12 protein-coding genes are annotated in these 14,725 nt (G+C 33.9%); 3 read left to right on the plus strand and 9 right to left on the minus strand.

Annotated elements, in window-relative coordinates:
* The 9 genes from M0D21_RS03350 to M0D21_RS03390 all read right to left on the minus strand — a co-directional run bounded on the left by M0D21_RS03350 (nucleotide 1) and on the right by M0D21_RS03390 (nucleotide 12,222).
* Nucleotides 1-1,428, minus strand: a complete 1,428-nt coding sequence (locus tag M0D21_RS03350; protein WP_248326907.1) for an MBOAT family O-acyltransferase — start codon at nucleotides 1,426-1,428, stop codon at nucleotides 1-3.
* Nucleotides 1,429-1,508: 80 nt separating this feature from the next.
* A complete protein-coding gene (locus tag M0D21_RS03355) occupies nucleotides 1,509-2,627 on the minus strand; it encodes a glycosyltransferase family 4 protein (protein ID WP_248326909.1) in 1,119 nt (372 codons plus the stop codon).
* On the minus strand, nucleotides 2,624-3,733 hold the full coding sequence (locus M0D21_RS03360; protein WP_248326911.1) for a glycosyltransferase family 4 protein: 1,110 nt from the start codon (nucleotides 3,731-3,733) through the stop codon (nucleotides 2,624-2,626). Before M0D21_RS03360 ends, M0D21_RS03355 begins: the two co-directional genes overlap by 4 nt.
* A gap of 9 nt (nucleotides 3,734-3,742) precedes the next feature.
* Nucleotides 3,743-4,714: a polysaccharide pyruvyl transferase family protein gene (locus M0D21_RS03365; protein ID WP_248326913.1), complete on the minus strand. Its 972-nt coding sequence runs from the start codon at nucleotides 4,712-4,714 to the stop codon at nucleotides 3,743-3,745.
* A gap of 54 nt (nucleotides 4,715-4,768) precedes the next feature.
* A complete protein-coding gene (locus M0D21_RS03370) occupies nucleotides 4,769-6,049 on the minus strand; it encodes a hypothetical protein (RefSeq protein ID WP_248326915.1) in 1,281 nt (426 codons plus the stop codon).
* Nucleotides 6,050-6,059: 10 nt separating this feature from the next.
* Complete coding sequence (locus tag M0D21_RS03375) at nucleotides 6,060-7,598, minus strand: oligosaccharide flippase family protein (protein WP_248326918.1); 1,539 nt, start codon at nucleotides 7,596-7,598, stop codon at nucleotides 6,060-6,062.
* A 43-nt stretch (nucleotides 7,599-7,641) separates the two neighbouring features.
* Nucleotides 7,642-8,925 carry a nucleotide sugar dehydrogenase gene (locus M0D21_RS03380; RefSeq protein ID WP_262922051.1) on the minus strand — a complete coding sequence of 428 codons (1,284 nt, stop codon included), beginning with the start codon at nucleotides 8,923-8,925 and terminating at the stop codon, nucleotides 7,642-7,644.
* Between the two features lie 37 nt (nucleotides 8,926-8,962).
* A complete protein-coding gene (locus tag M0D21_RS03385; RefSeq protein ID WP_248326920.1) occupies nucleotides 8,963-9,961 on the minus strand; it encodes an SDR family oxidoreductase in 999 nt (332 codons plus the stop codon).
* A gap of 254 nt (nucleotides 9,962-10,215) precedes the next feature.
* The gene (locus M0D21_RS03390) at nucleotides 10,216-12,222 is read right to left on the minus strand and encodes an alpha-ketoacid dehydrogenase subunit alpha/beta (RefSeq protein WP_248326922.1); all 2,007 of its coding nucleotides are present in this window, start codon (nucleotides 12,220-12,222) and stop codon (nucleotides 10,216-10,218) included.
* Between the two features lie 255 nt (nucleotides 12,223-12,477).
* Between M0D21_RS03390 and M0D21_RS03395 the strand changes: the two genes are divergently transcribed.
* Genes M0D21_RS03395 through M0D21_RS03405 form a run of 3 tightly spaced genes read left to right on the plus strand, consistent with a single transcriptional unit; the run spans nucleotide 12,478 to nucleotide 14,724 of the window.
* The gene (locus tag M0D21_RS03395) at nucleotides 12,478-13,428 is read left to right on the plus strand and encodes an isopenicillin N synthase family dioxygenase (protein ID WP_248326924.1); all 951 of its coding nucleotides are present in this window, start codon (nucleotides 12,478-12,480) and stop codon (nucleotides 13,426-13,428) included.
* A 9-nt stretch (nucleotides 13,429-13,437) separates the two neighbouring features.
* Complete coding sequence (locus M0D21_RS03400) at nucleotides 13,438-13,770, plus strand: translation initiation factor (protein ID WP_248326925.1); 333 nt, start codon at nucleotides 13,438-13,440, stop codon at nucleotides 13,768-13,770.
* A 15-nt stretch (nucleotides 13,771-13,785) separates the two neighbouring features.
* Complete coding sequence (locus M0D21_RS03405) at nucleotides 13,786-14,724, plus strand: DUF1835 domain-containing protein (protein ID WP_248326927.1); 939 nt, start codon at nucleotides 13,786-13,788, stop codon at nucleotides 14,722-14,724.
* Nucleotide 14,725 lies beyond the last annotated feature (1 nt).

The raw sequence follows: 14,725 nt of genomic DNA on the forward strand, positions 1-14,725 counted from the left end.
TTAAAATTGAAAGTAAATAAATGAATCTGATGCCCTTCCGAAGAACAGAATCATTACAAAAATCGATACATATGCTCCCCATCTTACATAGGTTGGTCTATCTTCTATTGCCAAACCATGCTGCTTAGTTCTATTTATCCATTCTACAACCAGTAACACCAATATAACAGCTATGGAGACTTTGTCAAGATTCCCAAGGGTATTGCCTTGAAAACTAAAAATCCTTTTAATATATAAAAAGGCGTCTTCTATAGTATTGGCCCTAAAAAACACCCTAATAAAACATGTTACTATAAATGTTTCTAATATTGCGTATCCTTCCCTAAAAGAGGGTAAAAATCCATTGGCTGCAACAATTTCAAGGTTTTTTCGGTTTCTTTTAAACAACATTAAAGGCACATAATACAGTGCATTCAGGAATCCCCAAAAAATGAAGGTCCAATTGGCTCCATGCCAAAACCCACTAATGAGATATATAATAAATACATTTCTAATCTTCATGTTTAACCCCACCCTACTTCCTCCTAGCGGGAAATAGACATAATCTTTAAACCAATTTGTCAATGACATGTGCCATCTCCTATAAAATTCTGCAATATCTCTAGCAAAATATGGAAAAGCAAAGTTTTGTTTTAGATCAAAACCAAAAAGTCTTGCACTACCAATAGCGATGTCTGAATATCCTGCAAAATCACCATATAATTGAAACGCGAAGAAAATCATGGCTACAAAAAGTTCTCCCGAAGAGCTCAAAGAAGGATCTGTAAAAGCCTTATCAACAAATACAGCACAATTATCTGCAACCACTACCTTTTTGAAGAATCCCCATAGCATTTGACGCATCCCATCTGCAGCCTTATCATAATCGAATGTTCTTTTCTTCTGAAACTGAGGTAATAAATTGGTAGCACGTTCTATAGGCCCCGCCACTAATTGGGGAAAGAAACTTACATAAGCAAAAAACTGAATAACCGAATTTGAAGGTTCAATTTTTTCTCTATATACGTCTATAGTATAACTTAATGTTTGAAATGTATAGAAACTAATCCCTACGGGTAAAATGATGTTAAGTGTAACGTAGTCTGCATGAAAACCAACTACATTAAAAAGATCTACCAAAGAATCTGCAAAGAAATTGAAATATTTAAAGAAGCCTAAAAGCCCCAAATTCATTGCGAGACTTAGCCCAACAAACCACTTTTTTCTTTTCTTACTTTCTGAAGATTTAATTTGTTGTGCTACCCAAAAATCTATAAGAGAACTTGTTGCGATCAAAAACAGAAAACGCCAATCCCAACAACCATAAAAAAAGTAACTTATTGCTAGAAGATAAGTATTTTGAATTTTTAAAGATTTCTTTGCTATAAGCCAATAGATCGCAAAAGCAATTGGCAAGAAAACCAAAAATATAACCGAGTTAAAAATCATAATTTACCCCCTATTATTTATGAATTTTCAAAATACTACTAGTAGTATAGTTAGTTATAAGTCTCCCCATTATGTGTGTTTTAATTTATTAGACTTTTAAACATTTGTTCCCATTGATTCATGACAAGTTCTAATCTATATTTTGTTGCATTCTTCCTTGCATTCTCTCCCATTTGCTGTAATCTGTCATCGTCTTCCATTAACTCTGACAATTGCTCTGCAAAAGCGTCATTATCATAGTGTGGTACCAAAATTCCGTTACTCGAATCTATTATATTTCTTGGTCCGTGAGGACAATCAAACGCTACTATTGGCAAACCACAAGCTTGAGCTTCGAGTAATACCAATGGAAAACACTCGTTGTGCGATGTCATTGCAAAAATTGATGAAGAGTTCATTTTTCCCTGTATATCATCTGTAGATCCTTCTAAGAAAACACTATTTTGTAATCCTTCGTCATTTATCTGCTTCTGTAACTGTTTCTCATATTCAGGAAGTCCTTTTCCATAAATATGTAAAGTCCAAGAATCATTTTTCTCCATCAGCTTCGCCCAAATATCAACTAGCAAATCATAGCCCTTGACTTGTGCAATTCTACCTGCTGAGATTACTTTTTTACTTTCGAGTATAGAAACATTATCTGGGTAAAACGTAAGTGGATTAGGTATTACAGTTGTATTATCACTTTCATAATAGGCATCTTCATCTTTGTTTAAAATTACCAGAGTATCATATTTTGTTTCTACATAATCTGCAAACCTCAAAAACAACTTTTTAAATAGATTACCTGGGTTCTTTCTTTTATACTCTTCAATAAATTTTGAATAATGAAATTCTTTAACCTTCGGTATTTTCTTATTAATAAAAGGAACAAAATAGGTATCTGTACTATGACTACATACCACCACTACATCGGGTTTGATCTTTCTAATTGCCTTTTTAGTTTTTGAAATATGTCTTGGTAGCTTTAATAGGTTTACGGGATGAAAATATGCTTTACTCCTATTGTAGTTCACATCAAGATCTTCAAAAACTATATTTTGATCGAAATGATAGCAAGCCTCTTTGTTTTTTTGTTCGGTGGTGAGAATAAAAACTTCATAACCTTTTTGAGATGCAAAGTAGTTGGCTTTAATAGACAGCACTCTTTCTATTCCACCATGAAGATACACTTGATCAATTATAAAAACAATTCTCATCCTACTTTCGATTTGGTTAAACTAGTAAACAAATCATTCCATTCTGAAGCAATTTTTTCTGGTAAGTATCGCTTCACAGCTTCTTTAGCATCCTCTCCCATAGATGATCGCATTTCATTATCGGCAATAAGCTTAGATATTGCTTTTGCAAAAGATACTATATCATGGTTTTCTACCAATAATCCATTTTTATTATGGGTAATAATATCAGAAGGGCCATAAGGGCAATCAAAAGAAACGCAAGGCACTCCATATGCCATGGCTTCAGTAAGTACCATACCAAAACCTTCGTATCTAGAAGACATAGCATAGATTGAAGATTCTTTATATTTCTCAGCTATATTTTTTACTGGCGGAAAAAAATGTACTGATTCCGAAATTCCTAATTCCTCGGCTAAATCGGCCAATTTCTCTTTGGGCTCTATGGTTCCGTAGATATCTAATCTCCAATTAGGATGATTTTCATGTATAGATTTCCAACTTTGAAGCAGTCTATCAAATCCTTTTTGAAAACAATGCTTACCCACCGCCAAAACTCTTTTGTTTTGTAAAGTACTGCGCTGGTCAGGATAAAAAGATAATGGATTTGGAATGACCATGAGGTTTTTCAAATCCCATTCATTTTTATTCCCTTCTGTTAATACAACAAATCTGTCGTACAAACCTCCTCCATAATTCATTATTTTGAATTTCACTTTGGTCACCAACCTACTCTTTAGAGATCTTTTCTCCTGCTGTAATTCAACATTCTTAGAAACATGGCGTTCATAAATGATTGGGCAGGGTTTGCCAATGAAAAAAGGGAGTAATAAACCTTTCAAACCATCATCGCAAACTGCAATAACGTCTGGCTTTATTTCTTTTATCTTCTGTTTTAATTGAGAACTATATCTGTAAATATAAGATATCGGATTACCAGATACGTTGATATTATGGTATTGTAATTTTGGACTAAACTCATAAAAGAGTTCACCTTCGGTCTGATTTAAAGTAATCACATGTACATCATAATTATAATGATCTGCCAAACGACTAGCTTTAATAGACAAGACTCTTTCAAGACCTCCAGGGCCATCTATCCTATTTACAATATAGACCAGTTTCATGTTTTAGAATTACCCTTTTAACTGACTTTTTACTTTTTCCTTAAGTGCATTCGCCAAATCATGGTGCTTTTCCAGGTTTTTTACCATAGTATCTTTTTGAATTTTTCCTTCTAAAGGAAAATTGGCAGTGAAATCACCTGTCTTACTATTAACATCAATTCTATTAAAAAGTTCAAGAATTCCATCAAAACGACAAGAATCTACAAAACTATCGAACCCATTCACAAATATCACGGGTGTTCCTAATGCTAAACAAGGTAATGCACAGTGAATTCTAGATGTTATAACCAGTTTTGCTCTTGCATATTTATGTAAAAGTTTCTCTGCCATATCAAACTTTTCTTCATCTGTATATTGATTTGAAGGAGGTTCCTGATTAATAAATTCTGCAGAACTCAGTACTTCTTCACTAATAAAGTTCTTAAGATGTTTGTTTTTTTTGCCCAATTGAAAAGCTGTACCGTTTAAGATATTCTTAATCGTAATTTTGGTATTATAAAACACCTTCTCTGGTCTGGGATAGCTATATAAAGGGTCTACAATGTAGATATCGTCTCCTCTTTCAGCATCATCGACTTTATACGAATCTAAGGTTAATGTTAAACATCCTGTAAAAAAAGCATCAATCCCTTTGGCATTTAAAGTGTCTGCAGTAAATTGATCTCTACACCCGATTGGTGCATGTTTCTTTAAATATGCTATACCTTTTTCACTTAACATATAAGGAGCAGCAGTATTATTCATGTGAAAAGACACAAAAATGGGGTCTATATTTTCTGAAGGCACCCAGTTATGGATATTATGAGTAAACCATCCATTCATGATGAGCTGTACTTGTTCACCATTGTATTCTCCCAATCGTTCTCTATTCAAAAAGGTGTCTACCTTTGGTAAAAACTGTTTAGCCGCTAAACTCTGAATATTATCTCCAACGTTAAAAAAACGCTTATTCTCATCGTAAGTTAAAAGCCCGTATTTCATTTCTATACTTTATTTTGTAAGGTTTATGGCACTAAATAATCTACTTCCTACTCTTTAGTTATTATATCTTATCTTTCTATATAAATCCCGTAACCAAGGAAACTTATTTCTTATAATAAACCGAATTCGATGTTTCCCTTTATTCGGATTATTTATTTTCTGTTGTAATCGATCATGAATTTCACCTTTTCGTATTCTATCGATTTGTTTTGTTTCTGCTTCTTTATTATTAAACACAAAAAAGTTGTCTACTTTTTTAGCTTTCTCCATGAGCTCCCACCAGAAATATTGAACTCCTTTACTAGCTCCACCTAGATTAAGAACTGCATAAATTTTGTCATAAACTCCTTCATCAACCTTAAAACCATAATGATTAGGATTCTTGCCATTTAGAATAATCCCTAATATGGTTCTGAAGCATTTTTCACAATTACTACAATTAAATTCTGTTCTTAATTCTGAATAACAAACTCTTAATTTGAATTTAGTATCGGTATGAGCAGCAAACTGGGTAATTAAATCCACTTTATCCTGTCTCTTCATTTCATAACCATCGTGAAAAACTGAAACCCCGGCCCAGCTAATTTTTTCATCCATTTCAGGAGTAGATCCCCAATCGATATCAATGTGATCGGTATAAGACGAAGCTATATAAATTTCTTTGTAACCATTCACAAATGATAGTGGTGCCAAGGCACCTATAAGGGCAAGGCCGTGTTGTACTTTCCCCCACCACCCAAGGTCTTTGAGTAGTAACTCTACCTGATAGGTGTAAAAAGTTCTCAAATTGGTTTCTATATAGTCTTTACGGTTTTTTTGAAGTAATTGTTCATTCTCCAAAAAATTGGTAAACTCTGTCCACTGCTTCTGATCTTCGATCTCGATATCTGCCCCAAGAATGGTTACAAGATCTGGTACTTTTTCATAAACTCTAATATATGTAGCATATGCATCTACTCCTCCACTAAAAAGCATTGAAGTTTTATCTCCTGGAGTTTCATTCTTTACCAACTTATTAGCTTTAAGGTCTCCTTTTAATTCATAAGAAGTATCTCGATCTTGAAAGATCGTTTTAATAGCTTGTAAAGCGTTGTAAAAATCTTCATCAATTTCATTTACCTCAACCGTAAAGCCTGCAAACCACGCTATAGGCATCACATTCGATAAAAAAGGAATTACTGCTATGCTCTCAGGAACAGCACTTACATCGATATCATATTTTGAATAAAACGGTTGATCTTTATCAAAGAATTTCTGCGTTTGCGGATCAATGTCATACGCATAGTTGATTTTTTTCCCTTCTTCTGAATACGATATGTTTTGAAGTTTTACCATTTATTTTTCTTTATTTTCGCTTTAATACAGAAGCCAAAGGTTTTGTAAGTAATTGTTTTTCATACTCTAACGTCCCCAGAGTATACATTGATACTGCAAACACTCCGGTATATGCAATACCTTTTGCAATAAAATTGAACCATCCACTACCAGGAATATAATTTATAAAATATCCTATAGCCATTACTCCAAGGAGGACTAATAACGTTTTATGCAACAACTCTTTAAAAAATCTTGGAATATTTAAGCCAATGGTATTGTGATAATAAAAATTCATTACGTTTTGAACTATCAACCAACCAGCTACAAGTCCTGAGATCATTCCTACCGCTCCATGGTTCAAAGACAAATATCCCCCCAATGCAGCTCCTAAAATCATAAAAACAAGATATAGAACTGCTTTAAAAGACAGTTTGTTTTTTGCTTCCAAGATAGAGTTTCCAAAAGCTTGTAATAAAGGTAATGTATATGCAACCATAATCATTAAGGCAATAATATAGATCTCTCTACATTCACTTGATGTATATTTCCCGTCATTTTCGGCTACACCTCCTACCCAAAGATTAATAAATTGTTCTCCATATAATACAAAAGCTCCTAAGACATACATTAAAATCATAAATGATAGTCTACCTAATCTAATCATCATATTGGTAAGCTCTTCTCCCGTTGCATTTCCTACAGACATTTGCGTAGCTCTAGGTAAAAACACACTTGAAATAGCGGTTGAAAAAGCTCCATAATACGTACCCAGGGCGATTCCTAAACCATAAATCCCTAAAACCTTTGCAACACTTGTTGCTCCTAGAACCCAACTTCCAGATTTCCATTGTAGCATTCCTACTATTGAAAACACAAAAATCCAGCTAGAGTAGTTTAGAATTTGTCTAATATATTTTTTTGATAATTCATGAAGTTTGAATTTAACCTTGAGTTTTTTCAAGACATAATATGCTGTTACAGAAATTGTGAGCATGTTAAAGACGGTATCTACAATTACTAATGAAATTGCCCGTCCTCCTAAAAACAGGACAGCAACCACTGTTATTGACCTCAATAAATACCTAATAACCCCTACCGATTCTGGAAAGACAAAAGCTTCATACCCTCTGCATATACCAGTAAAAATCATTCCTGGAAGCTGCACTGCGAGATTTATAATGAGAATGACAAACATGAGCTTAGCAATTCTCAATTCTTCTGCATTGAATTTTGTAAAATAAGAATCGATAAAGAAATAGAAAATAACACCTAGTACAATTACCAAAAACGAGATAACCAAATAAATAAGACCAACTGTAGCCAAAAAATTTTCTTCTCCTTTTCTATCTTTTTCGGCTCTATATTTTGCTACAAATCGTACAACTGTATTGGTTAAGCCAAAATCAAGAAGCGCTATGGTACCTATCAATGCTCCAATCGCATTAAAAATACCATACTCATCTTTCCCCAAATAACTTACTATCAAAGGGGTAATTACAATCCCAATAACATTTGTTAAAAAGATTTTAAGATAGGTTAATAATGCTCCTTTTTTTAGTTGGCTCAAAGCAATATAATTTGTGGTTAGGTTGTTACGCTATTTCAGACAACTATAATCTACCGTGTACCTTTTCTTTTAAGATACCCTTTACATCATATAAAACTCCGTTTGGCTTTAGTATATTTTGAATATCCAAATCCAAAAATTCCTTATGCGCTACGGTTAGAACTACAGCATCAAATTGCTCACTAGGTAATTCGTTGGTGGTCTCCAGGTTATATTCATGTTTTACCTCTTTAGGACTTGCCCAAGGATCATAAATAGTAACATCTGTTCCAAAATCTTTTAAATGTTCGATCACGTCTACAGCTCTGGTATTACGAACATCTGGGCAGTTTTCTTTGAAGGTAACTCCTAGTACCAAAACACTTGCTCCTTTTATATGAACATCATGCTGCACCATCAACTTTATTACTTCAGATGCAACATACTGTCCCATACTATCATTTAATCTTCTTCCGGCAAGAATAATTTCTGGATGGTAACCAAATTCTTGTGCCCGTTGCGCCAAATAATAAGGATCGACTCCTATGCAGTGACCACCTACTAACCCAGGTTTGAAAGGTAAGAAATTCCATTTTGTACCTGCTGCAGCTAACACGTCATGTGTATCAATATCCATTAAGTTGAATATTTTTGCAAGTTCATTTACAAAGGCAATATTGATATCTCGTTGTGAGTTCTCAATTACCTTTGCAGCTTCGGCCACTTTTATCGTTGGAGCTAAATGTGTACCGGCAGCGATTACAGATGCATATAGACCATCTACTTTTTTACCTATTTCGGGAGTAGATCCTGCGGTAACCTTTAATATCTTTTCTACAGTATGTTTTTTATCTCCAGGGTTAATTCTTTCTGGCGAATATCCTGCGTAAAAATCAGTATTGAACTTTAATCCACTAATCTTTTCTAAAACCGGAATACATTCTTCCTCAGTCACTCCAGGGTATACTGTCGATTCATATATTACGATATCATCTTTTTTCAAAACTTTACCTACAGTTTCACTAGACTTGTAAAGTGGAGTTAAATCTGGTCTATTGTTTTTATCTACTGGTGTAGGCACCGTAATAATATAGTAATTACAGTCTTTAATATCATCTATCTGATTTGAACAAAATAACCCATTTTCACTTAAATCAACTTTATCTTTAAGTACAGATTGTAACAAATCGTCTTCAACTTCTAATGTACTGTCGGTTCCTGAACGTAATTCTGTAATTCTCTTTTCATTAATATCGAAACCAACCACAGGAAACTTTGTAGCAAACAATCTCGCTAGCGGAAGTCCGACATATCCTAATCCTATAACAGCTATTTTAATATCTTGCATTGTTGTAATTTTGATTATATCTGTGTAATCTAGAAAATTATTTCAGATTTTCCCAATACCACTTAACCGCTTCCTTGAGTCCTGACTTCATATCGAACTTCGGGTCATAATTTAAAAGTGTCTTGGCTTTATCTATTGATGCTAAGGAATGAGGAACATCACCTTTACGTTCTGGTCCAAATTTCACTTCAACATTTGCTATTTCGCTATCAAATTCGGATAAATATTCTTTTAACAAGGTTGTGAGTTCATTCAAGGTCGTTCTTTCCCCGAAAGCAGTATTATAAACATTATTTAATGCTGCTTCGTTTTCAGAAGTAATCGCACAAAGATTCATTTGAATGACATTGTCTATATATGTAAAATCTCTAGAAAAAGATCCATCTCCATTAACAACCGGAGATTCGTGCTTCATAAATTGCATTACAAATTTTGGAATCACAGCAGCGTAAGCACCATTAGGGTCTTGCTTTCTACCAAATACATTAAAATAACGTAATCCAACGGTATCTAGATCATATGATTTTTTAAAGTTATCGGCATATAACTCATTCACATATTTGGTAATAGCATATGGTGATAAAGGTTTCCCTATATTTTCTTCTATTTTAGGAAGCGCTTTAGAATCTCCATATGTCGAAGAGCTTGCGGCATATACAAATCGTTTTACCCCGGCATCTCTTGCTGCTACGAGCATATTTAAAAAACCTCCAACATTTACATCATTACTGGTTATTGGATCGTTTAATGATCTTGGCACAGAACCTAAAGCTGCTTGATGTAATACAAAATCAACATTTTCACACGCCGTATGACAATCGCTTAAATTTCTAATATCGCCTTCTATAAAAGTAAAATTGTTGTTATCTAATAAAGAAGAAAGATTCTTTTTATGTCCCGTAGCAAAATTGTCTAATCCTACTACTTCGCTCCCATATTGCAAAAGTGCTTCACAAAGATTAGACCCTATAAAACCTGCTGCACCTGTTACAAGAATTCTTGAAGAACGTAACTGTTCTATCTGTTTAGTGTTCATGATAATGTTTTAACCCCCTGTTTTTTAGTCCCAAAGCCTACATTTTCTATAGACAGCGCGAAATTAACATTTACTAATAGAACTCACAACATAACTTAAAGGGGATTTTACCCCTAATTAGAATTCGTTCATTACAAACATCGTTAAAAAGATGCAGTTGATCCAAAAAACAAATCCAAACAACTGAAAATCAACAATATAAATATTGCATCTTTTTTTATTAACTATAACGTTTTCTTAATATACAATAAGAATTAGTAAGCTAATAAATCTAACAATTCTTGTTCGAATCTATTTTTAGACAAATATTGATTTTCTAAATTAGTATCAAAAGGAATCGGTGTTTCAATACTTGCTACTCTTTTTACAGGTGCATCTAAGTACTCGAAGCAATTCTCCATAATTCCAGAAGAAATTTCAGATGCTATTCCTCCAAATAACGTATCTTCTTGAAGTATGATTGCTTTCCCTGTTTTTTTAACTGAAGAATAAATAGTTTCAGCATCTAAAGGTTGTAAAGTTCTTAAATCTATCACATCTGCAGAGACTTCTTTATTGGTCTTTAATACATCTAGCGCCCAATGTATACCTGCTCCATAACTAATAATAGTAACATCTTTTCCTTCTTTCAATAAAGCGGCTTTACCAAAAGGAAGATTGTAATACCCTGAAGGAACTTCTTGTCGAATACTTCTGTATAAAGCTTTATGCTCAAAAAACAATACAGGATTATTATCTTCTATTGCTGTTATCAATAGCCCCTTTGCATCATAAGGGAATGCTGGATATACAACCTTTAAACCAGGCACTTTGGTAAACCATGCTTCATTCGTTTGACTATGAAAAGGACCCGCTCCAACTCCCGCTCCACAAGGCATTCGAATAACGACATCTGAAGATTGCCCCCAACGGTAGTGAGACTTTGCCAATAAATTTACTATTGGATTAAACCCAGAAGAGACAAAATCTGCAAATTGCATTTCAACCACGGCCTTATGGTTATTAATAGAAAGACCATATCCTGTAGACACGATCACAGACTCACAAATGGGAGTGTTTCGCACTCTTTGTTTCCCAAAAGCTTCTACAAATCCCTCTGTAATCTTAAAAACACCTCCATATTCCGCAATATCTTGCCCCATTATTACCAATTCGTCATATCGCTTCATCGCTTCCTGCAGACCATCAGAAATAGCATCAATCAGCCTAATCTCATTACTTTCCTTAATTTCATCTGTTTTTTGAAAATGATATTTTGCATAAACATCATCGATTTCTTGATTAAGTTCCACAGTCACCAAAGCCTCTTCATTTGCCCGTTCCCAATGATCATCTATTTCATTTTTAATGATAGACTTATGCTGTTGCTCTTCTATTTGGGAAAACACTCCATGATCAAATAAATATCTCTTATAATTTTCTATTGGATCTTTCAGCTTCCAATGTTCCATCAACTCGTCGGGCACATACTTGGTACCACTAGCCTCTTCATGTCCTCTCATCCTAAATGTCTTAAATTCTAAAAGGATTGGTCTTGGGTTCTCTCTTATGCTTTTGGCCAGTTCATTTACTTTACCATAAACTTCTAAAATATTATTTCCATCAAGTATATAGGATTCTAATCCATAACCTTTTCCTCGTTCGGCCAAATGATCACAGTTATACTGTTCACTGGTCGGTGTAGACAATCCATATCCATTATTCTCTATGCAAAACAAAACGGGTAAGTTCCAAACCGAGGCAACATTCAACGCCTCATGAAAATCTCCTTCACTGGTACCTCCTTCTCCTGTAAAAACAGCAGTAACTTTGTTATTATTTTTCAGAAGATTACCCAACGCTATTCCGCAGGCGACTCCCATCTGGGGTCCCAGATGAGATATCATCCCAATAATCTTATATTCTTGCGAACCAAAATGAAAGGAACGATCTCTACCTTTAGTAAACCCACTAGATTTACCTTGCCATTGGGCAAATAATCTATACAAAGGTATATCTCTACCTGTAAAGACCCCTAAATTACGATGCATTGGAAGTATATATTCGTCTTGTTCTAAAGCCGCTGTCACCCCTGTCGCAATAGCTTCCTGACCTATACCACTAAACCATTTTGATATTTTTCCTTGTCTTAGTAGAATTAACATCTTTTCTTCAATAAGCCTAGGCTTCAACATTTTAAGATAGAGACTTAACAAAAGGTCATTATCAAATGTTTTTCTATCAAATTGAAGCTGAGATTTTTCTTTTGAAATAGAGTCCATAAAAGCAAATTAGTTAAGTAAATGTAACCAATTTTACCTCAGAATTCTCATCGAAGGCGCAATATTATTAAGTAGTTGTTAATTTAACTCATATAAATCTATGAATTAATTAAATTTACTTTAAAATCAATATTAATTATAAATATGAAGTCAATTTGATATTTAAACTATCTTTTGATTTTTTTTGAATACTAATTGCGGTTTTTAAGCAAAATACACCTAATTTTATTTTTTCAATTTTAAGAAAAGACAACAATGAATAATATACCCAGCGTCGATTTGGCCGATTTTATAGCCGACGACCCATCAAGAAAGCAAAAATTTGTTAATGAAATAGGAAGAGCGTATGAAGAAATAGGTTTTGTTTCCTTAAAAAACCATTTCCTAAATGACGAACTTGTGGAAGATTTATACAAGGAAGTTAAAGCATTTTTTGCTCTTCCTGTAGCGACTAAAGAAAAATATGAAATAGAAGGACTAGGTGGCCAAAGGGGGTACACGTCATTCGGTAAAGAACATGCCAAAGGTAAAAAGGAAGGAGACCTTAAAGAATTTTGGCACTTTGGTCAAGAACCAGAAAAAGATGCTAATTTAACTGAAGAATATCCTCCCAATGTAGATGTAGAAGAGCTTGATCATTTTAACCAAACAGGAATGCAGGCTTACAGAATGTTAGAAAAAACAGGGATTTATGTACTAAGAGCGCTAGCTTTATACATAGGTCTTGAAGAGCATTATTTTGATCATTGGGCTAGTAACGGTAATAGTATTTTAAGACCTATTCACTATCCACCTATTACCGAAGAGCCAAAAGGAGCTGTTAGAGCGGGAGCACATGGAGACATCAATCTAATAACACTATTGATGGGAGCTTCTACCGGTGGATTGCAAGTACAAAGAAAAGATGGAGAGTGGATTGATGCTATTCCTCAAGAAGATGAATTGGTAATCAATGTAGGAGATATGCTCGAAAGGCATACAAATAATAAACTTCGCTCTACCATTCACCGTGTTGTTAATCCGCCTAAAGAACAATGGGGTAAACCAAGGTATTCAATACCATTTTTCATGCATCCAAGAAGCGATATGAAATTAAATTGCTTAAAGGAATGCATAACTGACGAAAATCCGAAACATTATGATGATATTACTGCTGGAGAGTTCTTGCACCAAAGATTAGTAGAAATCGGTTTGATAAAAAAATAATGAGATCACATGGATTTACAAGATCAATTAAAAAATCTATTTCCTGATCATCAGTTTAAAGAAGAAGAAAAAACCAACGAGAATACTGAAGATCAATTATGGATGCAAGACACCCCTATACTCTGTAAATATGAAAAGCGGAAGGGAAAACCTATTACCATATTAGAAGGGTATACCGGGGCAGATGAAGATTTTAAAAAACTGGCAAAGGAACTAAAAACACGTTTGAGTGTTGGAGGGTCTTTTAAAAACGACAGTATTATTATTCAAGGTGACTATCGTGATCAAATCATGAAAATTCTACAGGAAAAAGGTTTTAAGGTGAAACGAGTAGGCGGTTAAATTATTTATTACATTTTGGGGACAAATACTTTACATATTACAAATGGAGATAGTTTAACCAATAGACTAAAGGAATTAAATCTGGTTAGTGGTGAATTCTTTACCTGGAGAGAAATGCTATGTGAAGGGCCTACTGAAGTTAAATTAGAAGAAGACAGTTCTATCCAAAAACGAAAACTATTTCTAAAAAAATACTATCGTATTGATCCTTCCGATTATGAAGAAAAATTTGTTTCGCAACTTGCCAAATTAGACCGCCTTAATGAGTATGACGAAATCATATTATGGTTTGAATATGACCTATTCTGCCATATTAATATGATTGCGGCAATAAGCCTATTATTACGAAAGCAAGTCAAAGATATCCCAATATATCTAGTTTGCAGCGGAAGAGTGGAAAATACAAAAAAATTGATGGGTCTATGTGAGTTATCAGACAATCAACTTAAAAAGCACTTCAATAATAAAGTAACACTCTCTACAGATGACCTTGAGCTTGCCTCTCATGTTTGGACTTTATATTGTGAGTCGAATCCTAAAAAAATAGCAGGGCAAATAAAAAAGAACTCAGCTTTCGAATATCTTTCGATTTGTTTGAGAGCTCATTTACAACGTTTTCCTAAAATGCTAACCGGACTTAATGTTTTGGAACATAATATCCTTGAAATGATTGACAATTACGAAATTAAAAACGTAAGACAACTCATGGGGTATACTCTAGAATATCAAGGTTACTATGGATATGGAGACATGCAAATGAAACGAGTAATCGCAAGGCTTTTTCAATTTCTGGATCAAACAAAAGATAGATTGCAATTATCTGAAAGAGGAAAACTCGCACTACAGCAGAAAAAAAACTTTTACAATACTCAAATATTAGATTGGTATTACGGAGGTGTTAAAAAATATGACTACCTCTATAATGATGAAACACACACTTTATTAAAATTATAAT

It is taken from the genome of Aquimarina acroporae (genome assembly GCF_023195925.1).
Classification (GTDB): domain Bacteria; phylum Bacteroidota; class Bacteroidia; order Flavobacteriales; family Flavobacteriaceae; genus Aquimarina; species Aquimarina acroporae.